This window comes from Clostridium sp. CM041 (assembly GCF_055081035.1).
Map to the genome: position 1 here is coordinate 3489504 of NZ_CM143648.1, position 25455 is coordinate 3514958.

Annotated in this window: 23 protein-coding genes; 15 read left to right on the plus strand and 8 right to left on the minus strand. The window is 30.8% G+C overall.

What is annotated here, in order from left to right; all coding sequences use genetic code 11:
- Positions 1-69: 69 nt before the first annotated feature.
- Positions 70-1455 (plus strand): DNA repair protein RadA, encoded by a 1386-nt coding sequence (gene radA / locus ACWJJT_RS16435; protein ID WP_462955460.1) that lies wholly within the window; start codon positions 70-72, stop codon positions 1453-1455.
- A 142-nt stretch (positions 1456-1597) separates the two neighbouring features.
- Here radA and ACWJJT_RS16440 read toward each other — a convergent pair whose 3' ends face one another.
- Positions 1598-3358 (minus strand): phosphoenolpyruvate carboxykinase, encoded by a 1761-nt coding sequence (locus tag ACWJJT_RS16440; protein WP_462955461.1) that lies wholly within the window; start codon positions 3356-3358, stop codon positions 1598-1600.
- A gap of 366 nt (positions 3359-3724) precedes the next feature.
- On the opposite strand from ACWJJT_RS16440, the gene ACWJJT_RS16445 reads away from it, so the two are divergent.
- Positions 3725-4633, plus strand: a complete 909-nt coding sequence (locus tag ACWJJT_RS16445) for a DMT family transporter (RefSeq protein WP_462955462.1) — start codon at positions 3725-3727, stop codon at positions 4631-4633.
- Positions 4634-4822: 189 nt separating this feature from the next.
- Here ACWJJT_RS16445 and ACWJJT_RS16450 read toward each other — a convergent pair whose 3' ends face one another.
- Positions 4823-5110: an ArsR/SmtB family transcription factor gene (locus ACWJJT_RS16450; RefSeq protein WP_462955463.1), complete on the minus strand. Its 288-nt coding sequence runs from the start codon at positions 5108-5110 to the stop codon at positions 4823-4825.
- A 207-nt stretch (positions 5111-5317) separates the two neighbouring features.
- Positions 5318-6574 carry a D-alanyl-D-alanine carboxypeptidase family protein gene (locus ACWJJT_RS16455; protein ID WP_462955464.1) on the minus strand — a complete coding sequence of 419 codons (1257 nt, stop codon included), beginning with the start codon at positions 6572-6574 and terminating at the stop codon, positions 5318-5320.
- Between the two features lie 236 nt (positions 6575-6810).
- On the opposite strand from ACWJJT_RS16455, the gene ACWJJT_RS16460 reads away from it, so the two are divergent.
- Positions 6811-7425: an NUDIX hydrolase gene (locus tag ACWJJT_RS16460; RefSeq protein ID WP_462955465.1), complete on the plus strand. Its 615-nt coding sequence runs from the start codon at positions 6811-6813 to the stop codon at positions 7423-7425.
- Between the two features lie 23 nt (positions 7426-7448).
- On the opposite strand, the gene ACWJJT_RS16465 is transcribed toward ACWJJT_RS16460, so the two are convergent.
- Together ACWJJT_RS16465 and ACWJJT_RS16470 are read right to left on the minus strand one after the other, a co-directional pair.
- The gene (locus ACWJJT_RS16465) at positions 7449-7799 is read right to left on the minus strand and encodes a hypothetical protein (RefSeq protein ID WP_462955466.1); all 351 of its coding nucleotides are present in this window, start codon (positions 7797-7799) and stop codon (positions 7449-7451) included.
- 126 nt (positions 7800-7925) lie between these two features.
- Positions 7926-8285, minus strand: a complete 360-nt coding sequence (locus ACWJJT_RS16470) for a winged helix-turn-helix transcriptional regulator (RefSeq protein WP_462955467.1) — start codon at positions 8283-8285, stop codon at positions 7926-7928.
- Between the two features lie 157 nt (positions 8286-8442).
- Between ACWJJT_RS16470 and ACWJJT_RS16475 the strand changes: the two genes are divergently transcribed.
- The 3 genes from ACWJJT_RS16475 to ndk all read left to right on the plus strand — a co-directional run bounded on the left by ACWJJT_RS16475 (position 8443) and on the right by ndk (position 10062).
- A complete protein-coding gene (locus tag ACWJJT_RS16475; RefSeq protein WP_462955468.1) occupies positions 8443-9084 on the plus strand; it encodes a lactate utilization protein in 642 nt (213 codons plus the stop codon).
- A gap of 185 nt (positions 9085-9269) precedes the next feature.
- Positions 9270-9482: a hypothetical protein gene (locus ACWJJT_RS16480; RefSeq protein ID WP_462955469.1), complete on the plus strand. Its 213-nt coding sequence runs from the start codon at positions 9270-9272 to the stop codon at positions 9480-9482.
- An 88-nt stretch (positions 9483-9570) separates the two neighbouring features.
- Entirely contained in the window at positions 9571-10062 is a 492-nt protein-coding gene (ndk, locus tag ACWJJT_RS16485) for a nucleoside-diphosphate kinase (protein WP_462955470.1), read from the plus strand.
- Between the two features lie 212 nt (positions 10063-10274).
- On the opposite strand, the gene ACWJJT_RS16490 is transcribed toward ndk, so the two are convergent.
- Both ACWJJT_RS16490 and ACWJJT_RS16495 read right to left on the minus strand, forming a co-directional pair.
- A complete protein-coding gene (locus ACWJJT_RS16490; RefSeq protein ID WP_462955471.1) occupies positions 10275-10634 on the minus strand; it encodes a hypothetical protein in 360 nt (119 codons plus the stop codon).
- A gap of 44 nt (positions 10635-10678) precedes the next feature.
- Positions 10679-12157: a nicotinate phosphoribosyltransferase gene (locus ACWJJT_RS16495; protein ID WP_462955472.1), complete on the minus strand. Its 1479-nt coding sequence runs from the start codon at positions 12155-12157 to the stop codon at positions 10679-10681.
- Positions 12158-12314: 157 nt separating this feature from the next.
- Here ACWJJT_RS16495 and ACWJJT_RS16500 point away from each other — a divergent pair, with 157 nt between their 5' ends.
- From ACWJJT_RS16500 to ACWJJT_RS16525, 6 genes are all read left to right on the plus strand, one after another.
- The gene (locus tag ACWJJT_RS16500) at positions 12315-14345 is read left to right on the plus strand and encodes an ATP-dependent helicase (protein WP_462956806.1); all 2031 of its coding nucleotides are present in this window, start codon (positions 12315-12317) and stop codon (positions 14343-14345) included.
- 88 nt (positions 14346-14433) lie between these two features.
- Entirely contained in the window at positions 14434-14733 is a 300-nt protein-coding gene (locus ACWJJT_RS16505; RefSeq protein ID WP_462955473.1) for a hypothetical protein, read from the plus strand.
- 130 nt (positions 14734-14863) lie between these two features.
- Positions 14864-16885 carry a cell division protein FtsA gene (locus ACWJJT_RS16510; RefSeq protein ID WP_462955474.1) on the plus strand — a complete coding sequence of 674 codons (2022 nt, stop codon included), beginning with the start codon at positions 14864-14866 and terminating at the stop codon, positions 16883-16885.
- 33 nt (positions 16886-16918) lie between these two features.
- Positions 16919-18076: a M20 metallopeptidase family protein gene (locus ACWJJT_RS16515; protein ID WP_462956807.1), complete on the plus strand. Its 1158-nt coding sequence runs from the start codon at positions 16919-16921 to the stop codon at positions 18074-18076.
- Positions 18077-18223: 147 nt separating this feature from the next.
- A complete protein-coding gene (locus tag ACWJJT_RS16520) occupies positions 18224-19177 on the plus strand; it encodes an RluA family pseudouridine synthase (protein WP_462955475.1) in 954 nt (317 codons plus the stop codon).
- 32 nt (positions 19178-19209) lie between these two features.
- Positions 19210-20838: a putative polysaccharide biosynthesis protein gene (locus tag ACWJJT_RS16525; protein WP_462955476.1), complete on the plus strand. Its 1629-nt coding sequence runs from the start codon at positions 19210-19212 to the stop codon at positions 20836-20838.
- Between the two features lie 88 nt (positions 20839-20926).
- Here ACWJJT_RS16525 and spoVB read toward each other — a convergent pair whose 3' ends face one another.
- Positions 20927-22426, minus strand: a complete 1500-nt coding sequence (gene spoVB / locus ACWJJT_RS16530; RefSeq protein ID WP_462955477.1) for a stage V sporulation protein B — start codon at positions 22424-22426, stop codon at positions 20927-20929.
- A 287-nt stretch (positions 22427-22713) separates the two neighbouring features.
- On the opposite strand from spoVB, the gene ACWJJT_RS16535 reads away from it, so the two are divergent.
- From ACWJJT_RS16535 to ACWJJT_RS16545, 3 genes are all read left to right on the plus strand, one after another.
- Positions 22714-23268 carry a ferritin-like domain-containing protein gene (locus tag ACWJJT_RS16535; protein WP_462955478.1) on the plus strand — a complete coding sequence of 185 codons (555 nt, stop codon included), beginning with the start codon at positions 22714-22716 and terminating at the stop codon, positions 23266-23268.
- Between the two features lie 63 nt (positions 23269-23331).
- The gene (locus ACWJJT_RS16540; RefSeq protein ID WP_462955479.1) at positions 23332-24630 is read left to right on the plus strand and encodes a hypothetical protein; all 1299 of its coding nucleotides are present in this window, start codon (positions 23332-23334) and stop codon (positions 24628-24630) included.
- A 94-nt stretch (positions 24631-24724) separates the two neighbouring features.
- Positions 24725-25426: a zinc dependent phospholipase C family protein gene (locus tag ACWJJT_RS16545; RefSeq protein WP_462955480.1), complete on the plus strand. Its 702-nt coding sequence runs from the start codon at positions 24725-24727 to the stop codon at positions 25424-25426.
- Positions 25427-25455 lie beyond the last annotated feature (29 nt).

The window sequence follows — 25455 nt, forward strand, 5'->3', positions numbered from 1 at the left end:
AAAATATATCTTCTGCTTATCTTTTTTCTGAATTTCACTGACATGATAATTAAAGGGAGATGGCTCTAATTGGCAAAAGATAAAACAATCTATGTTTGTAAAGAGTGTGGGTCACATGCTCCAAAATGGATGGGTAAATGTAATGATTGCGGTGCATGGAATTCATATGAAGAGAAAGTGGTTAAGGCGGGATCCGCTAAATTAAATACCTTAAATAGTATGGGAACAACAACTAAACCTACAAAACTAAAGGCGGTTGTACAGGCGAACAGTGACAGAATAATTACTGGAGTTTCAGAATTTGATAGAGTTATGGGTGGAGGAATAGTTAGAGATAGTGTGACTATTATATCTGCTCCCCCAGGGGCGGGAAAGTCTACACTTTTGCTACAACTCGCAAATTCACTGTCATTAAAAGGATATAAAGTTTTATATGCGTCTGGAGAGGAAAGTAATAGCCAAATTAAAAATAGAGCTGACAGAACAGTAAAAGAGATAGCTGATAACTTTTGGGTTGTTTCGGATACAAAGCTTGACGAAATATTACAACATATAGAAACTGTCGATGCCGATTTAATAATACTTGATAGTATTCAGACATTCACTTTGGAGGAATATTCAAGTTCGAGAGCGGGTTCTCCTACTCAAGTAATTGAATGTGCCACAGCTTTAAAGGATAAAGCAAAAAATCCAGAGAGACCAAGAGCTGTTTTTCTGGTTGGGCAAATGACAAAGGCAGATGAGATGGCAGGACCACGCATATTAGAGCATTTAGTAGACACTGTATTATATATTGAAGGAGAAGATGGAGAAGAGCTAAAACACTTGGTAAGTAAGAAGAACCGTTTTGGAAATACGGAAGAGAGTGGTATGTTTAGGCTTTCGGACATCGGAATGGAAGAGATTACTGACCCTTCTGAGTTTTTTATGACCAAAAGAGATGAGTTGGTTCCAGGAAGTGCCTTAGCTGTTATAAAGGATGGAACAAGACCCATTGTTATAGAAATAGAAAGTCTTGTATCTAAATCTTTTACTCCTTACCCAAGTAGGTTAAGTGAGTGTTTTTCAAGGAAGGAACAACTGGGAACCCTTATTTCTATTCTTGAAGAAAGGGGAGGAATAGGGCTTTATGATAAGAATGTTATTATAAAAGCAACCGGCGGTCTTAAACTAACTGAAACATCGGTGAATCTTGCTGTAGTTATGAGTATTGCATCCTCTACGCTTAATCATGGAATAGCTACGGATACAGTATTTATTGGAGAACTGGGTCTTACTGGTGAATTAAAAAAAGTCCCATCTTTAGAGCAAAGACTAAAAGAAGTAGACAGGATGGGGTTTAAAAAGGCTTATATACCTCAAAATTGTTTAAAGGCGGGGGTTAAATTCAAGAAATTAAAGATTATCCCATGTAAAAAATTAACAGATGTTATTGAAAAAGAATTCAAGCAATAATGAAAAGGCCACTGAAATATTATACATATTTCAGTGGCCTCATCACATAATTACCATCTTCCACAGGCGCAATAGTATGAAATTTCACTTTTCAAACCCTTATTTGGAGTCACGCAGGAGAAAATTCATACGGATTGCACTCTTATTTAATAATTAATTCAAATAGTTTTTTAGCTGCCTTTTTAGGACCATCTTTTTCTTGTCCTTTTACACCCAAGGAAGTTCTAATTTGTCCAACTTTTACACCTGTTTTGAAGAATTCCTCAAAATAGTTCACTAGAAGTACATCTACTAGTTCTTGTTTTTGAACAGGACCAAAAGGATTTGCAAAATATGAGGTTACAAGACCTAATTCAGTAGTAGTACCCTTTGCCATCCTTGACCCTCTTTTGCAAATATCAATAGCGTCCGTAGGATTCGTAAAGAAATTAATTTCCTCAATATCACAGGTTACTTCTTCATAATTATTTGCATAGAGAAATAAATCTATAGGATAGCCCTTAATAATATCTTTATAGCTTGCTACTGGCATAACAAGTCTTGCGTTAATTTTATCAGGATTCATAAATATGCTTCTATCAATTTCTTTAAAGGCATAACCTGCATCTAAATCATCGAGTCTTACGAAAGCACCAATTTCAGTTCCAAAGGCTAATGGTTTAGCACCTTCGTTTAGAGTAAGAACGCCCATATCATCAAAGACTATGGTCATGTCACTGATATAATCTTCACTTAAACTTCTAAAGGCTTCTAAGCATTCAGACTTACCCGCACCGCTATCACCCATGATAACAATATTTGCACTGTTACCATTATTCATAATAATGTTTACCATTGCACCATGTATTGGCAGAGAACCTCGTTTAATCATTATTAAGTTATGAAGTGTTAAGGTCATCTTTTTTACATATCCGAAATAATCAATTTCATCGCCATAACTTATATAGCCAAGCATGATATTATTTGCTACATCATCATAAAATACTGTGCTGCCGTTAGAAGAAGAATTTTTAATATTAGAAGAATCTTTACCACCAAAAACAAAAACTATATCTGGCTTAATGCCCCTATACTCGCTTTCACTTGCCATTTCAAAGAGGTTACATAGCGTTATTGCATGGGCCATAAAATCTCTGTGAATATAAATGAATGCAAGTAAAGTGCCTACTTTAGCTGGATAACAAAACCAATGGTCTGTGCTTATAGTACAATTTTTCAATGGGTTTTCAAAACATTCATTAAAAATTCCATTGCGAGTATTCTTTTTGGGGTAGCTTATATAAGGTAAATCTAATATTATCGAATCAATAAATGGAACGTCTTTTAATAGTTCATATCCAGAAGGAATTGGCCAATATGCATTATTAACAATTAGACCAGCATTGCCACCTGCAGGCAGTTGCCTGTAAACCTTAGGTTTATAGCCAACAACATTCTCTTCAATTTTTCTGTATAAATTAAGTATAAGCATTGAAAAATCATTGTTAGCTTCAACAAAGCTTGTTTTCTCAAGGCCATCATTGATTTTATTGTTGTGAATTACAGTGTATCTTTCAAGTTTTCTCCAAAAGCCATAGAAATCTTCTATAAAATCAATAAAAGTATCCTTACTACTTATAAGGGAACTATATTTAGTGTTTAAATTTGTAATCTCATGTACATTTAATACAGATAAGAGTTTAAATAAATGTACAATGAAGACATCTAAATTCTCATTGTCTGTGTGTGCATTTTGGATTAAATATTTATATATATTCGATTTTTTCTTTTTTATTTTTTTGAGATATGCGTTGAAAACCCGTCGAAAGCCAGCACTTTCTAATAGGGTTTCAGGACTATTACAGTATTTTGCAGTGAAATTTATCATTACTTTATCGTTACTTAAAGAAAATTCTTTTTTCAAATTGGCACCTCCATATGTGTGTAGATAATTTTTGCGTTTTAACGAAATGAAATTTATATAAAAAAACATTTCATAAGTGACGGCTGAAACTTGAATACTATAATATAATACTGCAAAAATGAAATATTAACAATACATAAATTGCATAAAACGTATTTTAATATATTACGCATATGAAAATAAATAGGGATATAGACATACTATGATACTGAATTGTTATTTTTAAAAATGAGACTTATCTTAATAATATATTATAGTAACTAGATATTTGGAATAAAATTATGTTGTAATTCTTTAGAATGCTGAGATATAATAATATTAGGCGTTTGTCATTTATTCTCATGTGAAGTAAAAGGGAGTGATATATTGAAAAACAAAAAAACATCTCATGTATTGGCAATTATCTTAATGTTTATGTGGAGTTTATCATATTTAAGCATAAAGGTTATATCAGAAGAGGTAGATCCAACATTATCGGCATTTTATAGATTTATGTTAGCCGCAATAATCTTATTTATAATATTAAAAGTGAAATTCCCTAAGGAAAAGGTTTTAAAAGAGGACAAGTTTAAATTTGCCTTGGGTGGTCTCTTTGGAGTAACAATATATTTTATATTCGAGAACGCTGCTGTTGCATATACATCTGCATCAAATGTTGCAATTTTAATTGCATCTATACCAGTATTTACTCTATTTACCCAAAAAATAATTTATAAAGAAAAACTTACTTATGGAAAAATAATTGGTGCCACCTTAAGTTTAATTGGAATTATTATAATAGTTGCATCTAAGGAAAGAGTAAGCATATTATCAAAAGGAAGTATAGGAGACTTGATGACTCTTGGGGCGGTATTTTCTTGGATAATTTACAACATTGTTTGTAGTAGTTTTAAAGGAAATTATAAAGTTATAAGTATAACTACTTATGAAATTATGTGGGGAGCGTTATTCTTAAGTCCTTCACTATTTTTTAGCACACTTCAAGTTCCTTCTACCAAAGTTATACTAAATATATTGTATTTATCAATTTTTTGTTCTTGCATTGGGTATGTAATATATGTACATTGCCTAAAAGATCTTGGAGCAACCGTCATTACTACATATATAAATTTACAGCCTATTATGAGTCTAATTGCTGCGGGAGTAATACTAAATGAAGTCGTTAAGATTTGGCAGATAGTTGGATGCGTGGTCATAATAATGGGGGTAACTTTAGTTACTTTCGATGGTAAGTTAAATTTAAAAAGACGAAAAAAGATAGCTGATAATTTATAACAATAGGTAAACATAAATGTGTATGGAATAAGGAAGTTTCAGGATGGGGATTTTGATGTATAATATTTTTTTTCATAGTATGTTAAAAAAAGTATATATTGCGTAAAATGCGTGATTAAGAGCAATATATACTTTTGCTATAACATACTGTTAGAAAAAGCACATAGCGCTAATTTTTTGAAAATACAATTAATGTTCATCAGGAAATATCGCATTTATAACGTTTATGATGGTTTCATTACAAATTTTATAATTAATTTGTAGACCATTTCTCTCACCTTTGATAATTCCAAGAGATTTTAGTTTTTGAAGATGCTGAGAGACGGTGGATTGAGGAAGGTTTAAACAGTTCTGCATATAGCTAACATTGCAGCTTCCTTTGTTTATAAGTCCTCTAATAATACATATTCGTGCAGGGTGAGCAATAGCTTTTAATAAATCAGCAATTTCTGTATATTGTTCAAAGTTGGCATTCATAAAAAATCTCCTTTTAAAAATCAATAAATTTTAATCTAGATTTGTTTTATACATGTAATGAAAAATATAACAACTTGTATATATCAATATTCTTATATTAATATATTACGATATAAATGTCAATATACCGCAATAAAACTATTTGAAAAGCCTAAAAAAGGACTATATTAATTTTAAAATTAATATAGTCCTTAAATTCGCAAATACCTATTTGAATCTCATTCCTCTACTATGACGATTTTTACGTCGGTTGATAGAAGAAATTAATAATACAATTAATGCTAAAACTACGATTAGTACAATGGCAGCTACAGCATAGATAATTACATTGTCTTTAATAAGAGCAGACTTTGAAATCATTGGATATAATTTATAGCTTTTTTCAGCATCTTTTTGTTTGAAAAGTAATGTCCCAACAGAAGTCTTTTTATTAAGTTTCCATGCATTTGTGAGGGAAACTTTAGAGGAAGTTTGCGGTGCGACATCATTTTTATAAAAGGTCACATCTTCTTTTGAATCTAATGGCACATCAATTGTTTTTTCAGGTCCTATGAATGGAATAACCTTATAGGGTACAGAAATTGTTTTGATTTCAGTATCTTTTTTATTAAGCACTTCTTTTTTAACGTCATAACTATAGTCAATTAGTTTTTTCATATCTTCAAAGACTTTTGTATCTTTTGGCAAATCATACTCAGAATTCATAACAACGCCTATGATATGGCGACCGTTACGTTCATATATAGAAACTAAGCATCTTCCAGCCTTTTCCGTATAACCAGTTTTACCACCTATGTTGCCTTCTATTCCAAGAAGTTTATTTCTATTCTGAACAGTAGATTCGACCCCATTAGCAGATTTTATTATACTTGTTTTTTTACCCATAGACTTTTTTACCCAATCATTTTTATAAGCAGCTCTACCTAAAAGAGTTAGGTCATAAGCAGTTGTATAATGTTGATCATTTTTATCATCCAAACCATTAGGTGTGATAAAATGAGAGCCTTTCATTCCTAGATTTGTAGCCTTGTCATTCATCATTTTAGCGAAATTAGTTGGATTTTGACCAACGTTATCGGCAATCATATAGGCTATATCATTTCCTGAATAAAGAAGAAGTCCATCCATTACGTTGTCAGCGGACATTGTATCTCCAATTGCTACAGGCTGTACATTTAGATTATATGAGTAAGATGGTTGTTCTTTTGCAGTTTTTGTATAATTTAAGTTGTCTGTTGATTTTTTGTTTTCAGCTAGTAGTAAAGCTGTAACAAGCTTTGTAATACTTGCTGGGTACATCTTATTATCAATGTTTTTGGTGTAAATAATTTCGTTAGTATCCATATCTACAGAAATGGCAGCTTTACCAATTAATTCTGGTGGGTTAACAGCAGCTAAAACAGTTGTAGAAAAGATTAAAGTAAACACTAGTGTAAATAATAAAAGCCGATTTTTTCTTTTCAATTTTCATCTCTCCATTTGTATTGAATTTTATCTTTATCTATTGATAATTATAAAGCAAGTATAACATTTTAAGATATTAAGAACAAGGTACATTGATTAATGAAGATGTATTTAAGATGGAGTTAATACAATTTATTTAAGTTTTCTATGTGAGAACCAAAATACAGAAAGGTATGGTTTATTATCTTAGCATATTGGTATATTATATAAGTAGGTTGAATCAGGAGGTGATAGGTATGGTAAATAGCCTAGAAAAAATATTTAAAAATAGAGATTCAAAGGTTATTGGAGAATTTAAAGAAAGTGCAGTTATGATATTACTTACGGAGGATGCAGAGGAGTTATCTATTGTATTTGAAGTGCGTGCTCATAAATTAAGAAGCCAGCCAGGTGATGTTTGTCTTCCAGGTGGAAAAGTGGAACTAGATGAAAATCCAAGGGAAACTTCTATCAGAGAAACTATGGAAGAATTAAATTTGAAAAGGGATCAAATTGAAATTATAGGGGATATGGATTATTATATAAGCCCTTATGGTAACTTGCTATATGCTTTTATAGGCAAACTAAAATATGGTGATATAAATCCTAATGAGGATGAAGTAGATCACGTTTTTAAAGTTCCACTAAAATTCTTTTTGGAAAATGAACCACTGCTTTATAGAATGGAAATAGGTCCCATAAACCAAGAGGGTTTTCCTTTCCATTTAATAAATGGAGGAAAAGACTATAAGTTTAGAAAAGGGTATCTAGATGAGCATTTTTATGAATATAATAACTATAAGATATGGGGTTTTACAGCGCAGATTATTAAAAGCTTTATTGAAATTATACAAAACAGTAATAAGAAATAGATTATTACTGTTTTGTAGTTATATTATTTACTGCGTGCAACTTTGTTTTTCTTAATGAATAATAAAACACTTAGTGAGATAAAAACCAAATAGATAAAAACATATATAATTGAAACCAATCCTGATTTATATAAAAATTTTAGATAAATAAACGCACCTTGCGATATTAAGGCCCAAAACAGAGAAACAAAAGCCATGATATTATTTCCGTGTCTCCAATGCTCAGGGTCTTTCATTGATCCAATAATTTTATCTCGTCTTTTACTTTTATCACCTGTGTTAATTACTAGAAATTTGTAATACAAGAAAAATATAAATGATACTATAGAAATTGCAAAAAACATATATGATAATGAAGTACTGGTTACATTCAAAAAAATCACTCCTTTTAGCAATTAATATACCCTAAAAGTTAAAAAATATGTTTTGTTAGCTGACGATTACCATACTTAATTTGAACATATCAAAAAAGAGTGGAAAAGTCCACCCTTTAAAAATCACTATTCTTTATTGTAAGAAACGATGCCATCATAATAATCAGTTCCCCACTTACACATAACGTCTAATATAGGCATTACACTTTTGCCTTGTTTTGTTAAAGAGTATTCTACCTTAGGAGGAACTTCTGCATAAACTTTTCTAAGAACCATTTCATATGATTCTAATTCTCTAAGCTGTTGTGTTAACATTTTTTGTGTTATTCCACCCATGGAGCGTTTCAATTCGCTAAATCTTAATACACCGTTTTGGGCTAATTTCCAAAGAATAATTGGCTTCCATTTACCACCTATTATATCGAGTGTTAACTCTATGGCACAACTATATTCTTTATTATTTATTTTCATAATTTTATCGCTCATAATACCTCCTAGTGTTAGTTTGAGTGGTAACAGTTCTTAGTATACTAAGTAACTTATAAGTGAGTACTTGATTAAAAAACCTTTGGTATATACAATTATATCATTGATATATTTTATATACAATGATATAATGCTCCTTAAAAAAGGAGGGAAAGAAATGAAAGAAATTCATACATGGCATAAAGAGACTATTGGGTCAAAAGTAGTAGAGGTCCTTAAAAAAAATGGGTTTTCAGCAGTTTATTTAAAAAAAGGTGAGGAAGCCTCAGAATTTATAATGAATAATGTACACAAGGGTGACAGAGTAGGTTTTGGAGGATCAATGACTATAAGTGAACTTGGTATACAAGATAAGGTAAAGGCCATGGGAGGAGTTGTGTTAGATCATGGTGATCCAACTTTATCACCTTACGAAAAATTGGAGACTATGAGGGGTGAGCTCCTTAGTGATGTTTATTTATGTAGTTCTAATGCTGTAACTTTAGATGGAGAGCTTGTTAACATTGATGGAGCGGGAAATAGAGTGGCAGCAATGAGCTTTGGACCTAAAAAAGTCATTGTTGTCGTAGGGGTTAATAAAATTTGTAAAAATGAAGCTTTAGCGTTTGAACGAATAGAACAAATTGCGGCACCAAAGAATAATATGAGACTAAATATGCCAAATCCTTGTACTAAGACGGGAGTTTGCAATGACTGCAAAACAGATACTAGAATCTGTAGGATCTATTCTGTAATTAAAAGAAAGCCTATGAGAGCTGATATTACTGTAGTTGTAATTGGTGAGAATTTCGGTTTTTAACGATATTTCAGCACCGAAGGTGATGATTTAACGACATTTCAGAAGGGTAAATAATTTGTATTTTTTTGTCTATATCTTTATATGTAAAATTCAAAAAAGCACTTCAATTTATCGGTAGGATGTCTTATAATGTTATGAGAGTAACGATGTTACTTAAATAACAAAATATGGGATGGAGTGATGGAATGTTACAGTGTGATTTTCTGACAACTATAGAAGAAGAAGTAGACTGCTTTAAGGAGTGTGCATTACATAAATGGGTAGATAATGGAGGGAAATGTCCATTTGATGAATTGAGAAATTATAAACCATTTGATGTTAAAAATATTTCTGATTATGATTTATTTAGTGATGATAGGACTTCACCACTTAGATTGCTATACAAAGAAATATACTAACAGGAATATTAATGAAAGTTTGTGTATAATATCTAATAATAGGATGTAAATTAGTTTATAAATATACAATGCGGGGGAGTGAATTTAAATGGAAAGAACTTTGGTTTTAATCAAACCAGATGGAGTTAAACGAGGACTTATTGGGAAAATTCTTAATCAATATGAAGAGAAATCATTAGAAATTGTGTCGCTCAAAATGATTACTGCTACAAAGGACATTGCTAAAAAACATTATAGTGAACACGCAGGAAAGAAATTTTTTGATGAGTTAATAAATTATATTACTGAAGGTAAAATATGTGCAATTATTTTAATGGGTGAAAAAGCTGTTGATGTAGTGCGTAAAATCAATGGAGATAAGGATCCTGTAAAAGCGGAACTTGGCAGTATAAGAGGGAAATTCACTTTGGATAAAACTAAAAATTTAGTTCACGCCTCTGATAGCATTGAAAGTGCAGAACATGAGATTGCAATATGGTTTCCGGAGCTTACGAGCCTTCAAAAGCTTACATACCAAGATCAGTATAAGGGAACTGTGGATTTGTTTTCAAAAACAGATAGTCTATTAATAAATGTATAGGTTAACGACATTTCAGAAGGAAGTCCCCAACTTATATAAGTGGGAGATCCATACTATAACAAAGAGAAAAATTCAGCGGGAGTACAGATCTCCTACTGAAGTCGTTAATGCATCTTCAAATAAGATGAGCAGCACCGAAGGTGATGATTTCAACTAAAAGGCTAACCAATAATATTGGCTAGCCTTTTTAAGTATTTCAATATTACATGTGGTTAATGAGAACCACAATGTCCACCGCAACCATTACAGGATTGTTTGCCGGCACTAGAACAATGGCTCTTGGCACCTTTTGGCAATAATGTCTTAATCCAAAATCTAGAGTCTTTATAGGCTACTGTGAGTTCATTTATGTTTTCTAAAAGAGTTTCATCATATAATATTGGTAAATTATCAATATTATTTTTAATGTCTCCAGTTTTAAAATTGTCTAAGTAAATATCAACTTTTGCAGTTTTGCAACAACCGCTGACGTATACAAATCGCACACTATCATAAGAATCGTCAAGTTTAATCATTTCCATAAGATTATCAAGAGCAATTTTCGAAAGTTTAATTTTTAAAGGTTGTGCCATAAGTCCTCCTAGTATAACTCTTGGGGATAACAAATATATTTCTGTTACTCCTCGAGGATTTCAGAATAATGTGTTAATAGACCTTGCTTTAGGTTCCATAAATTGCAAGAAAGATCCACATAATATGCATGAGGATTATCAAATCTTAAAACTTCTGTCCATAATTTAGATACTTCTTGTTCAGAAAATGCTTTTATTTCCATAACAGACGGAGATTCATAAATCTGATGTCCATTTTCAAATAGTTTAACCATAAGTTCTTTTACATAGTAATGTTTAAGAGTTTTCTTTTTCCAGGTATAAACTGGATTAAATATTTCAAGTGGTCTACTTTCATCGATTTTCTCATCATGTAAGGTAATAAAATCCGCAATGGCCTTGTGTGATGTTTTATCGAAAATTCTATATAATTTTTTAAAAGCAGGATTGATGATCTTTTCTGTATTCTCACTAATCTTAATTTTTGGTATTATTTCTCCATCATTCTCAACTGCAACGAGTTTATAAACACCGCCAAACACTGGTTCCGATCTTGCAGTAATAAGTCTTTCACCAACACCAAAGTTATCAATTTGTGCCCCGTTTTCCAAAACACCGCTTATAATATATTCATCCAGTGAGTTAGAAACCGTAATCTTTACATCTGGGTATCCAGCTTCATCTAAAATTACTCTAACTTTTTTAGTTAGATAAGTAATATCACCACTATCAATTCGAATTCCTTTTGGTCTTTTACCCATAGGTTTAAGTACATCATTAAATACTTTTATGGCATTTAGAATCCCAGAGCGTAGTACGTTATAAGTATCTATAAGAAGTACACAGTTATCGGGGTAGGTTATAGTCCAAGATTTAAAGGCATCATATTCAGTATCAAAAAGCTGTACCCAACTATGAGCCATAGTTCCAATGGCTGGGATATCAAACATTTCTTCAGCGATAGTACAAGCAGTACCAACACAACCACCAATAACAGCGGCACGTGCTCCATATATAGCGCCATCATAGCCTTGAGCACGCCTAGAACCAAATTCCATAACAGGTCTACCCTTTGCGGCTCTACATATTCTACTCGCTTTTGTAGCTATTAAAGTTTGATGATTTATTGTGAGTAGTATCATTGTCTCAACAAATTGAGCTTGTATAATAGGTCCTTTAACTATAACCAAGGGTTCACCAGGAAAAACAGGATAACCTTCGGGCACCGCCCAGACATCACAAGAAAATTTAAAATCCTTTAAATAATCTATAAAATCATCTGAAAAATCATTTTTGCTTTTTAGATAGGATATATCATCATTTGAAAATTTTAAATTAGAAAGATATTCAAGTAATTGTTGTACCCCGGCCATAATACAATATCCACCACCGTCAGGTATTCGTCTAAAAAACATATCAAAGTAGGCAATTTTATCTTGAACATTATTATCTAAATAACCGTTTGCCATAGTTAATTCGTAAAAGTCTACCAGCATTGTTAGGTTTCTTTCATTCCTCACATTAAAATCTTTTGAGTGTTTCATAATTTTTCCCCTTTGAAATTTAATAAAAGTATATAATGAAATTATAACATAATTATATATTAATGTTTAGATAAGATTATTAAAATAGTAAATTGGGGATAAGCATAATATATGAGCAATTTAAAGTAGGTGGATGAAAGTGGAGACAAAACATAATATGGATAATAAAATAGTAAGCGAGAGAATAAATTCGAAATTAAGTAAAGAACAAAAGGATGCTGTTTATTCTGTTAACAGAAAATTATTAGTAACAGCAGGACCGGGTAGTGGTAAAACGGTAGTTATTGTTAATAGGATTGTTCATTTAATAAATGAGAAAAATATTAAGCCTAAAAACATTATTGTCATTACCTTTACAAGAGCTGCGGCTATTAATATGAAAAGTAGATATGTTGCTATTAATGGAAAGGAGAGGGTTCCATTTTTTGGAACCTTTCATGGTTTGTTTTATAAGATTCTTAAGAACTATTACGGGCAGATAAACATAATAGATACATTAGAGGTATTTAAACTCATAAAAAATGTACTTATGTCATATTTGGATGAGGTAGGTGATGAAAAAGTAAAGGAAGTTATAAATAATATTTCAGTATTCAAAACAAGTGGAAAAATAATGGAAAATTTCTCTCCAAGTATTGATAAAGGAATATTTGTAGCAGCATATAATATTTATGAGCAGTATAGAAAAGAAAAAAAATTATTTGATTTTGATGATCTTCAAATAGGTTGCAGAGATTTGTTTATAAAAAATCACACAATACTTAAGGGGTATAGAAGTTTATTTAAGCATATTCTAGTGGACGAATTTCAAGATTGTGATTCAATGCAAGTTGAGATATTAAAACTTTTAAATGAAGAAAATTCTATTTTTGCAGTAGGAGACGAGGACCAATGTATTTATGGTTTTAGAGGGTCGAATCCTGAATGCATGGTTAAGTTTTCTGAGCATTTTGTAGGTGGAGGGAAATTACCCTTGTCCACTAATTATAGATGTCCAAAGAATATAGTAGAAATATCCATGAACATTATAAAAAATAACGACTTGAGAAACGAAAAAGATATAACAGCATTTAAACAGTATGATGGCATCGTTGCAGTGCTTAACAATGTAAATGAGAACTCACAGGCAGAGGAAATTAGCTGTATTATTCAAAAATATAAGGAAAATAATGAAAAAAATTATAGAGATAATGCTATATTGTACAGAACAAACGTAGAGTGCAGAAGTCTAATAGATGTTTTTATTAAAAAAAGAATACCTTTTAAGCTTTTAGACAAGGAGTATGACTTCTTTCAACATTTCATTTGTAAAGATATAATTGCATATTTTAAATTAAGTATTGATAAAAGTGATAAAGAGAGTTTTGTCAGGATAATTAATAAGCCTTTTAGATATATAAGTAAACTAAATTTAGATAAATTAAAAAGAAATTCCGTAAAGGAAGACTGTTTTGAAATGCTAAAAGATATTGAAGACATACCGGTATTTCAAATGAAGATGTTAGATAAGTTAAAAAAGGATATACATTTTTTAAATAAAATTTCGTTAGAAAGCGCTATAGATAATTTAGTCTTAAGTATAGGATATCATGAGTATATTAAAGGGTATTGCACTAAATTTAAGATAGATCTAGGTGAGATAGAGGATGTTATTGACGAATTTAGACAATCAGCAGAAGGATATAACTCAATAATAACTTTTCTAGCCCATGTGGACCAGGTTAAAGAGGAAATTAGTAAGCATAAGAAAAATATAGATGAGGATGCAGTAATACTTAGTACAATTCACGGTGTTAAAGGTATGGAGTTTGAAAATGTATACTTAATAAATTGCAATGAGGAAAATATCCCCCATGTAAATAGTATAGATAATAACCTAGAGGAAGAAAGAAGATTATTTTATGTTGGAATTACAAGAGCTATAGACAATGTTTGGCTATGCATTAGTAAAAGTGTAAAAGGAAAAGCGAAAGAAACCTCACGATTTATTAGAGAGTGCAATATATTAGGATCAAGCAATTCGGATTTACCATTTAAAGAAGGCGACGCGGTGATACATAAAAGTTTTGGCAGTGGAGTCGTAATTGCAATTACTAGTAAAGAGTTAGAGATTAAGTTTGAGGGAGAAATTATAAGAAAATTTGACGTCAATGTGTTGTATAATAACTCTTTAATTTCAAAAGTGTAGTAAATGTAATGCAATACATAACAACAATTGACAAAGTATGTAAATATGGTATACTGAAAAATGAATTGTGTATTAAGGAGGGTATTTAATGGTTGCCTTTAAGCAAATGTGGGATGATGTAAGGTTAATTTTGTCAAATGGAAAGCACTCAGATATAGAAATTGTGGAGAGATTTAACTGTGGATTTACAGTTGAAGAGAGAGGTAATATAATTTTTATTACAAGAGATGACTTCGTGGATTTTTGGTGCAAGCTATTGTACTATAATGAATTATCATTGGAACAGGCTTTAAAAGATGATAAATCAAAACCAAAATATATTTATACTATTATAAAAAAATTACCTTATGTATCAGAAAGTTCCGGTGTAATTAAGTTATTGCAGTAGTTTCATTGAATGTTACAATATAATGTTATATAATTTTATTAAGCTCATATTCTATGAATATGAGCTTAATAATTTAAGTTACAGTGATTGGAATAACACTTAAATAATTTTGTGAGGAAGAGGTATATAAATGGAAATCACAAATGTACATTTAGAAGAACTAATATTCGCTTTAGATATAGGAACAAGATCCATCATAGGGACAGTTGGAGTAATATATGAGAAAAAATTCCAAGTAATTGCTGAAAGTTATATAGAACATGAAGAAAGGGCTATGATTGATGGTCAGATTCATGATATTCAATTGGTCGCTAGTGGAGTGAAAAAAGTAAAAAAAGAATTAGAACATAGCTTAAATATCTCTTTAACTAAAGTGGCAATTGCGGCGGCTGGAAGATTTTTAAGGACAACTGATATTAAGTCTGAAATAGAAGTTGAGGGCGATAAGGAAATTGATAGGGAATCCATTAGAAGCTTAGAGCTTACTGCAGTTAAAATGGCAGAGGATGAAGTTGCGAGTTCCTCGAAAGGGAAGCTTTATTGTGTAGGATATAGTGTGAAAAATTACTACTTAAATGGGTATGTAATAACAAATTTGAACTCCCACAAAGGAGAGAAGATTGCAGTGGAGATTATTGCTACATTCCTACCACGCTCGGTGATTGATAGCCTTTATGCTGTTATGAGTAAGGCTGAACTTGAGGTTGTAAGTTTAACACTAGAGCCAATAGCGGCAATGGAAGCTGCAGTACCACGAAACATGCGACTTCTAAATTTAGCTTTAGTGGATATTGGTGCAGGTACTTCTGACATTGCCATTAGTAGTAAAGATAGTATAAGTGCATACGGTATGGTACCTGTTGCAGGGGATGAGGTAACTGAAATAATAGCACAAGCATATTTAGTCGATTTTAATACTGCTGAAAAAATTAAAAAGGGATGCAGCGGAAAAGACAAAATTGAGTACATAGATGTTTTAGGATTTGCTAATGAGATAGACCCGGAGGAAGTAATAAAAATAATTAACCCTGTAGTTATGAAGATCTCAGAACAAATTGGGAGTAGGATAATTGAATTAAATGGAGGAAAAGCCCCTAATGCGGTATTTCTAGTAGGCGGGGGAGCACATACACCCTTTGTTAAAGAAAATATTGCTAAAATTTTAAATTTGCCGATTAATCGAGTTGCAATTAAAGGTAGAGATTCAATAGTTGAATGCATATGTGATGCAGGGATTGGAAGCGCTGGAGTTACAGTTTTAGGTATTGCATTAATATCAATAAAGAGATTGGGAAATGATTTTATTGACATCACTATAAATGATAAAATTATAAGTTTATTTAATGCACATAAACATACAGTTATGGATGTAATGATTCAAGAGGGGATAAACCCCAAAATATTGATTGGTAAGAACGGACGTAATATCAGGTTCAGTGTTGATGGAATAAAACGAGTCGCCTTTGGGAAATTAGCCAAGGGGGCAGAAATTAAGATTAATAACATAATTAGCAATATTGATTCTGAAGTAGTTGAAGGTGATATTATTGACGTCTCTTTCTGCAAGGACGGGAAAGATGCAGAGCCTAAAATTATGGATTATGTTAAGAATATTCAAGCTATAAGTTTTTATTTTGAAGATGTAATTCAAAACATTGAGCCAGTACCATTTATTAATGGCGAGCGATCTTTAATAAATGATGTAATAAAAGAAAACGACAATGTTTTAATAGAATTGCCTACTACAATTAGCGAATATGCAAAGTTTTTTTGTTGTAAATCGAAAGGCTCAACTTTTATAATTGATAATGAAGAACTTTTGGAGGATTATGTTATAAAAGAAGGGGACAGAATATATAAAAAACATGTAATCGAAGAATATGTTAAAGAAAAAGATGGAAATGTGAAATTAGACATGGAAGTATTAGAAGTTAAAATAGAAGATAAGAGTGAAGTTAAGGTTGAAGTTAATAAAAAAATTATAACGCTTAAAAGTAAAGATAAATACATATTTGTGGATATATTTAATTATGTAGAATTTGATTTGTCTATTTCAAAAGGAAACCTAATATTAATGCTCAATGGTAGCAAAGCAAGTTATAACCAGATTCTAAATAATGGGGATGTAATTAAAATATATTGGGAAAAATAGCGTAAAGAGGTGTACATAGTGAATTTTTTAGATATGGCAAAAAATATTGAAAGTGAATTAATAGACATAAGAAGAGGCTTTCATGAAAATCCTGAATTAGGGTTTGATTTATTTAAAACTTCCCAGAAGGTAAAAGATTTTTTATTAAAGGAAGGTATTGAGTTTTATGAGGTAGCACAAACGGGAATCTGTGCTATTATTAGAGGCAAAGGTGAAAAAACTATTGCTTTAAGGGCAGATATGGATGCACTTCCATTGCAAGATAAGAAAACGTGTGATTACTCCTCTAGAATTAATGGTAAAATGCATGCTTGTGGACATGATGCTCATACCACTATACTTTTGGGTGTAGCTAAGATATTAAATAGCATGAAAGAAAAAATTCCAGGAAATGTTAAACTTTTATTTGAACCAGCAGAAGAAACAACTGGGGGTTCACCTTTAATGATTAAAGAAGGAGTACTAGAAAATCCTAATGTGGATGCTATTATTGGGCTTCATGTAGAGGAATTTTTAGAGGCTGGAACCGTTGGTTTAAAAAGAGGCGTAGCTTATGCAGCATCAAATCCATTTACTATAAAAATAATAGGTAAAGGAGGACATGGTGCAAGCCCACATATGACGGTTGATCCCATTGTAATAGCTAGTAATGTTATAATAACTATTCAAAACATTGTAAGTCGCGAAATTCCACCTACAGATCCTGCAGTAATTACTATAGGATCAATTCATGGAGGTACAGCCCAAAATATTATACCAGAAGGGGTTACAATATCGGGAATTATTAGAACTATGAAGAGTGAACAGAGAGAATATATAAAGACCAGATTAATTCAGGTAGTGGAAGGCATCGTTACCTCTATGAGAGGGGAATGTGAAATTAGTATTGAGGAAAGCTATCCTTGCCTTTATAATAATGATAAACTTGCAGAGATGTTTGAAAGTAAAGCAAGCCAACTAATTTCTGAGAGTAATGTTTATAAATTAGATCAGCCTACTATGGGTGTGGAAAGTTTTGCTTATTTCTCTATGGAGAGACCATCACTATTTTATTTTTTAGGAAGTGGTAACAAAGAAAAAGGTATAGTAAACCCGGCTCATGGAAGTTTATTTGATATAGATGAGAGCTGTATATCAATAGGTGTAGCTATGCAATGTACATTAGCTTATGAATTTTTATTGAATTCATAACACATATTAGTATATAATTGATATTTGATGTGATTTTTTTAAATGTATTATAATTTATTAAAAAATAAAATGGTGATTTTTTTAAAAATAAATTAGATTATATATAGAATTCGTCAATAGATAAAAGAAATAGGAGGATATATATATATGAGGATAGAAATTGGAGCGAATGAAGCGGGACAAAGAACAGATAAATTCATGAGAAAAGTGCTTGGTGATGTGCCGTTGAGCAAAATATATAAAGCTTTTAGAAAAGGTGATATTAGGGTTAATGGTAACAAAATCAAGGAAAAACATTCTTTAGTACAAGGTGATATTATTGAAACAAAATATATTACAAGTGAGTTTAAAAAAGAAGAGTTTAAAAGAATTGAAAACAATTTAAAAATTACCTTTGAGGATTCTAATATATTAATGGTTGAAAAATGGCCGGGAGTTTTAGTTCATTCTGATAAAAAAGATGGCGAAGCTACTTTAATAGATTATGTGCTTTCTTATTTGTATGATAAGGGAGATTATCAGCCAGAAAATGAAATAACATTTAAACCAGCACCTTGTAATAGATTAGATAGAAATACTTCAGGTATAGTCATGTTTGGTAAGAACTTTAAATCTCTTAAACTTTTAAATGAAATGGTAAGAGAAAGAAATGTTGAAAAATATTATATGGCTTTAGTAAGAAACAGAATTAAAGATGGGGTTTACGAGGGATATATATATAAAAATGAGGATGCAAATATATCACAGGTATTTGATACCGAGATGCCAGATACAAAAAAAATAGCAATGGAAGTTAAAACGTTGCAAAGTTGTGGTACATTTTCTTTAATAGATATTAACCTTTTAACAGGAAGAAGCCATCAGCTTAGAGCGCATTTAAGCCATTTGGGTAATTCTATTGTTGGTGATTCAAAATATGGAGATAAAAAAATGAATAGTTTCTTCAACAACAAATATGGTTTAGATTATCAATATCTATATGCGTATAAGGCAACGTTTAAGAATTGCCCTGATGACTTATCTTATATGGAGAATAAAACTATTGCAGAGAGTTTACCACCAATATTAAAAAAGATTAAAAAGGATGTATTTAAATTTTAGAGGGTGAGTTTAATGACCCAGGAGATGATTTAATGAGCGAACAAGCAAATTCAAATAAACAATCTACAACAAAAGGTTTTGCCATATTATCTGCGGCAGGTTTTATGGTTAAGGTTTTATCACTACTTTATATACCTTTTTTAGGGAAAATACTAGGAGAGGATGGGTTAGGGGTATATTATTCAGCATATAGTATATTTACATATGTATATATATTAACAAATGCTGGTATTCCTGTGGCTATTTCTAAGATAGTATCAGAGCTCATAGCGGTAGGTAATTATAAGGATGCTGTAAAGACCTTTAAAATAGCTAGATTTTCGCTTTTGATATTAGGGATAGTTATGTCACTTTTAATGCTTATTTTCGTAGTACCTATAGCTAATGCAACCGAGAGTGATACTGCAAAATTAGCAATCATGGCACTCGCTCCAACTATTCTATTATCCTCTGTATTATCAGCTTATAGAGGCTATTTTCAAGGAAGAGGGAATATGACACCTACTGCAGTTTCACAAGTATTAGAACAAATTGCAAATACTATATTTAGTTTAGTTTTTGCAGCGTGTTTTATAAAATATGGGCTAGCAGAAGGAGCGGCAGGCGGAACTATAGGAACAACTGTAGGAGCACTGGTTGCGGTAATATATATGATTTATGCTTATAAAAAAAATAGAATTTTTATAGTTCCAAAAGGGTATAGTAGGTTAAATATAAAGAGATTAACTACTAAAAAAATAATAAAAAAGCTATTGGGTGTTGCCGTGCCAATGACAATATGTTTAGGAATACAACAATCAGGATTATTGATTGATTTAGTGGTAGTTAAATCAAGAATGTTATCTTCTGGAATGGATAAAGTACAGGTTAGTATTTTATGGGGTGTGTTAAGTAAATATTCAACATTAATAAATGTGCCTATAGCTATTATTACAGCTCTAGCCATGACTATTCTGCCTTCTATATCCGGCTTAATGGCACTTAAGGACAAAAAGGCTGTAAGAAATAAAATTGATTATGCTTTTAGGTTATGTTTTTTGGTGGCAGTACCTTCGGCAGTTGGACTAGCAGTTTTAGCTAAACCTATAGTATATTTAATCCAATATGGTTCTGATGTTTCAAGATTACTTACATATGGATCAGTGGTAATAATACTTATGGCTGTGGTTAGTATTCAAACTTCAATTCTTCAAGGGCTTGGAAAACTTTACTTAGTTACCATTTATGCAGTTCTGGGATTAATAGGTAAAATAATTACTAATTATATTTTTGTAGCAATTCCAACTCTTAATGTATTAGGGGCTGTTATGGCCAACGGAGTAAGTTTTGCAATAATTTTGATGTTGAACTATAATACTATGAACAAAGCGCTAGGGATTAGAATTAAACTAGCTAGTCATGCAATAAAACCCATAATAGCATCAGGGGTTATGGCTGTAGTTGCAGGGTTCATGTATACTATCTTAAATTTTATATTCAGTCATATTAAACAAGGATATTTTGCTAATGCTGTTTCTATATTATTTACTATATGCTTAGCTATATTAACTTATTTCTTCGCATTAGTGATTATAGGTGGAATAACTAAAGATGATTTGGATGTATTTCCAAGAAAGATTAAGAAACTTATACCTAAGTATATTTTACAAAGAATTAAATAAAAAAAGTATATATTACTATTAATGCATTTTATACGTAATATATACTTTTTTTTCATTCATCTCTCCAATCCATAAAAAAATATATACATTATTTTCTTTTTTTTGTAAGCAGGATAGAAAATAGTAAAAGGGAGAAGCCAGTAGCAATAATTATTATGTTTTTAGTAACAAAGATAGAATTTGGCAACGTAGTATTTAAAATTTTTAATACAAAGTATAAGAGTGTGCTAAGACAGACATCAGTTAAAATTTCGCCTACTGAAAACTGTATATAGCAGCTTTTTTTAATTGCAATAATATTTAATATAAAGCTTATAATAGAGCTTATAATGAGCGCCATGCCGTAACCTAGAATGTTTAATTTTGGAATACCTAATAATACATATAGTAAAACAAGTTCAAGAATAGAGGTTACTATAGAATTTATTAAAAGAGATTTTTGTTTGCCAAGTCCGTTTAAAATTCCAAAGGTTGAACCAGACATATACATGAATGGTGCACTTAAGGAAGCAAGTCGTATGTAAACACCTAAGTCATATCTGTCGAAAAATAATTTTCCAAGGGAGTCTCCAGTACATAAACATATTATCATAGTTGAAATTCCTAGTAAAAACGAAACTTTTATAGCTTCGCGGACTCTACGCTCCAAACCATTATAATCATTTTTACTAATACTTTTAGAAATATCTGGAGTTAATATGGTTGACATGGATATTACAATAATAAAAGGAAAGAACACAATGCTCATAGCCATACCTGAAAACTTACCTATTAAGGATAAGCTCTGCGTATACTCTATGCCTGCAGAGACTAGTCGCCCAGGGACAATCAATGTTGATAGCGCGGAAATTACAGTGTTTAAAAAGCCATTTAAACATAATGGGAATGAAACAACAAGGACATTAAATAAAAGTTGGGCCCTTCCTTCAGTTTTTTTATTGTAATTCTTAAATTTGGTTTTACTTTTTTCATAGAAGATAAAGAGTAGAATAAAACTTATAAGTTCCCCAATGGATAAGGCGATATATGTAGCAGTTACGGTAGTAGTTACATTTTTTAATGCGAAAAAATTTATTATTCCAAGTATTATGCCCATTCTTACGGTTTTTTCAACAATATCTATGATTGCAGGTACTTTAACATTGGAAATACCGTAGAAATAACCCTTATATATAGATGAAAGAGCAACAAAGATTAAAGCCGGGCAAATAACCCAAAGGGAGTATAATGTTCTCTGGTCTTTTATTATATATGTACTAATAAAAGGTGAAAAAATAAATACTAAAGCTGCTATTGATATAGAAAATGCAAAATCGAAAACTAAGGCAGTATGTATAGATTTGTTTAAACTACCGTAATCTTTTAATTCATAATAGGATGAAGCTTCTTTTGAAATAGCTGTTACCATTCCACCGCAAATAAGGCAAGTGAATAAATCATAAATAGGCATTACAAGGCTATATAATCCCATACCTTCTGCACCTAATTTTTTTGAAAGTAAAATTGAAAACATAAACCTTAATATACCAGCAGTTAAATTTGATACGGTGAGTATTATTGAGTCTCTATAGAAATTATCTTTAATCATAAAAGGATCCTCCTTGTTCTACTACCTGGGGAGATAACAGTTATTTATAATTAGTATGTGAAATTTAATAATTATATTCTGTAAATCATCATCTGAAATATTGAATGTAAGAAAAATAAAAAATTCAGTAAATATGATACCAGTATAGTTGATTTTATAAAAAAAATGTAAAAACGCTCCTAGGGAGGAGTTTTTTATGTTAGAATAATTTTAGTAGTGTCTTTAGGAGAATAATAAATAATAATTATTATTTACTCCAAATAAAAGTGCGGAGGAAATAGAGCTATATGAAATGTTTGATATGTGGTATGGAGATAAATATAAATAATTTCAATATAAATAATGATGGCTTATTAGAAGTGAATGAAAGAGAGCATATTAAATATTGCCCGTTTTGTGGCGTAACTTCTAAGTATTTAAAATCTCTTGGTGAAGCCTATAAGGTTTGTGCGCAAAGTTTGGATCCCAATACTTTAGTAGTATTAGATCATGCCATGAAACTTGAAATATTTAATTCAGAGTTTTACATGTCAGCGGCAAAGCTTGCGAGTAACGACCATGTTAAAGAAATTTTTAAAGCACTTTCAAAAATTGAAAAAATACATGCTATTGTGCATCAAAAACTAGGTGGGTTCAAAGAACTTCCAAAACTCGTGGATATAGATTACAGTAAATATAAAAACGATACAAGCTTAATGAAACTCGCAGAAAATAGAGAAGTTCATGCTACAAAGTTTTATGAAAAACATGCAAAGGAAATAAATAATTTGATTGTTAAAGAGGTATTCGTTGCCTTGGCGGAGGTTGAAAGAAGTCATATACAAATTGCTAAAAATTATTAACACATATACTCTAATTTATATAAATATATATAAATTAGAGTATTTATAATTTAGGGGGTAAGTATGAAGAAGACCATTGGATTTATAGTTATTTTAGCTGCAATGGCTTTTGCACTATTTTCAATGAAAGGTTCTTTTAAAGAATATAGGGTTGCAGTTAAAGATGAAGTTATAAAATCACAGATACTATTTAAAGGATTAAGTAAGGCAGTAGATTTTACGAAAGATAGTGAAGGAAACTACTATGTAGCTTTCAAAGACAAAGTACAGTACATAGATAAAGTAGGCAGGTCATACAATATATTTACAAATAAGAAGCTAAGCATAACTAGTTTAGATTATAATAATAAAGTATTGTATTATGCATCCGGAACAAAAGTCTACTCATATGATTTAGTAACAAAGGCAAATAAAGAAATTATCAAGAATATACCTAATTATGGAGACTATAATGACAGTTTAGTTAGAATTAATGGAGAATATCTATTTGTTACAATAGGAGCTGCAACAAATTCTGGGGTAGTTGGACCGGATAATCAATGGTTAGATGATTACCCTCAAAATCATGATGTTTCGCCTAAAAGTATAACTATAAAAGGAATTAATTTTGATGAGAAAAAGACTGGAGCATTTGTCCCATATAAAACTAGGAACGTAAAGGGGCAAATAATAACAGAACATATGATTGGAAATTCATCTATAATAGTTTATAATTTAAAAACTGGAGCACAGGGGAACTTTGCTTGGGGTATAAGAAATATGAAGGCTATAGATTTTAATAGTGAGGGCAAAATAATAGTTGCTGTTGGGGGAATGGAGGACAGGGGATTAAGGCCTGTAAAGGGAGATAGTGATTATATATACAAAATTAAAAAAAAGTCATGGTATGGTTTCCCAGATTATACTGGAGGAGATCCAATAAGTTCACCTAAATTTAAAGGCTTACTTAACGGGGAGATACCATTTATTTTAGACCAGCACCCTACAACAAATCCTCCCGCACCAATTTATCAACATAAAGAAGTAAATAGTTTAGCCGGGTTAGCAATTGATAAAAAAGGTATAATAGGTAGCATAGACTGTATATATTTCTATGAAAAGAATGATAATAGTATATATAGTTTAAATAAAAGTAATGCGCTTAAAGAAAAAGTAAGATTTGGGGATGAAACTTATATATCTAGTATGAAGTTTTTTGATGATTTAATAGTGTTAGACTCTAAAAGTGGATATTTAATTAATATTAAAAAAAATATAAAGAATGATATAGGGATAGAAGGGAGGAAATTAAGCTACTATTTATTAACAATTGTGCTAACTTTAATAATTAGCCTACTTGTTAGTTTAAGCAAAAAGAATTAGAATATAGTCAATATACATTGTTGTTAATTATTAAAAATATTCAGGTATGTTTTCAGATCATATTTATTGTATACTAAAGTGAGAGGTGAACAGGTTGAAGAAAAGAATGGAAGTTACTTATGGAAGAACTTTAAAAGGCTTAATGATAACAATAAATCCAATTAAAAAAAGGATCATGAAAACTCATTGCATTGTTCATAAATTTATAAATATTCAAGCTATAGAAATTTTAAAAAATAAGGAATATAGTGAAATTTCTAGTTTTTACAAGGGACACATAAAAGAACTAAATAAGGGGGTTACTTGGGCAGATCAAGATTTTAAAAGCTCAAACCATTTTTATCATCACATTAAGGGTACTGGCCTTTATGGATTTTCAAATGCATTAACCGAATTCGAAAAATATTATAAATGTGCATTAAGATTTATTAAAGAAGGGGACACAAGGCAAGGTCTGTTTTATTTTGGAGCAGCCTGTCATTTAATTCAAGATGCTACGGTGCCTCAACATGTGAACAATAAGCTACTTAAAAGCCACAGGAATTTCGAACTTTGGATTATAAGTAGATTAATGAGTGATTATTCATTTCCTATTTTTAATGAAGTAATAAAACAAGAGAATATAGAAGACTATATAAAAAAAAATGCATTATTTGCGAATGAAACTTATATTGCTAATGCAAACATAAAAAACAAGGAAGATAGGTACAAGAAAATATCTACACTTATAGTGCAACGAGCACAAAAGACTACTGCAGGTTTAATGATTAATTTTTATAATGAAATTAATAAATAATTCCTTTATATTAGAGGAATTATTTTATT

What these genes read in the sequence shown, in the direction of transcription:
- ACWJJT_RS16450 (WP_462955463.1), bottom strand. Translation starts at nt 5,110, where the DNA reads ATGAATGCCAACTTTGAACAATATACAGAAATTGCTGATTTATTAAAA.
- ndk (WP_462955470.1), top strand. Translation starts at nt 9,571, where the DNA reads ATGGAAAGAACTTTGGTTTTAATCAAACCAGATGGAGTTAAACGAGGA.
- ACWJJT_RS16520 (WP_462955475.1), top strand. Translation starts at nt 18,224, where the DNA reads ATGAGGATAGAAATTGGAGCGAATGAAGCGGGACAAAGAACAGATAAA.
- ACWJJT_RS16475 (WP_462955468.1), top strand. Translation starts at nt 8,443, where the DNA reads ATGAAAGAAATTCATACATGGCATAAAGAGACTATTGGGTCAAAAGTA.
- ACWJJT_RS16510 (WP_462955474.1), top strand. Translation starts at nt 14,864, where the DNA reads ATGGAAATCACAAATGTACATTTAGAAGAACTAATATTCGCTTTAGAT.
- ACWJJT_RS16500 (WP_462956806.1), top strand. Translation starts at nt 12,315, where the DNA reads ATGGATAATAAAATAGTAAGCGAGAGAATAAATTCGAAATTAAGTAAA.
- ACWJJT_RS16515 (WP_462956807.1), top strand. Translation starts at nt 16,919, where the DNA reads ATGGCAAAAAATATTGAAAGTGAATTAATAGACATAAGAAGAGGCTTT.
- ACWJJT_RS16535 (WP_462955478.1), top strand. Translation starts at nt 22,714, where the DNA reads ATGAAATGTTTGATATGTGGTATGGAGATAAATATAAATAATTTCAAT.
- ACWJJT_RS16495 (WP_462955472.1), bottom strand. Translation starts at nt 12,157, where the DNA reads ATGAAACACTCAAAAGATTTTAATGTGAGGAATGAAAGAAACCTAACA.
- ACWJJT_RS16505 (WP_462955473.1), top strand. Translation starts at nt 14,434, where the DNA reads ATGGTTGCCTTTAAGCAAATGTGGGATGATGTAAGGTTAATTTTGTCA.
- ACWJJT_RS16525 (WP_462955476.1), top strand. Translation starts at nt 19,210, where the DNA reads ATGAGCGAACAAGCAAATTCAAATAAACAATCTACAACAAAAGGTTTT.
- ACWJJT_RS16470 (WP_462955467.1), bottom strand. Translation starts at nt 8,285, where the DNA reads ATGAGCGATAAAATTATGAAAATAAATAATAAAGAATATAGTTGTGCC.
- ACWJJT_RS16460 (WP_462955465.1), top strand. Translation starts at nt 6,811, where the DNA reads ATGGTAAATAGCCTAGAAAAAATATTTAAAAATAGAGATTCAAAGGTT.
- ACWJJT_RS16540 (WP_462955479.1), top strand. Translation starts at nt 23,332, where the DNA reads ATGAAGAAGACCATTGGATTTATAGTTATTTTAGCTGCAATGGCTTTT.
- ACWJJT_RS16490 (WP_462955471.1), bottom strand. Translation starts at nt 10,634, where the DNA reads ATGGCACAACCTTTAAAAATTAAACTTTCGAAAATTGCTCTTGATAAT.
- spoVB (WP_462955477.1), bottom strand. Translation starts at nt 22,426, where the DNA reads ATGATTAAAGATAATTTCTATAGAGACTCAATAATACTCACCGTATCA.
- ACWJJT_RS16480 (WP_462955469.1), top strand. Translation starts at nt 9,270, where the DNA reads ATGTTACAGTGTGATTTTCTGACAACTATAGAAGAAGAAGTAGACTGC.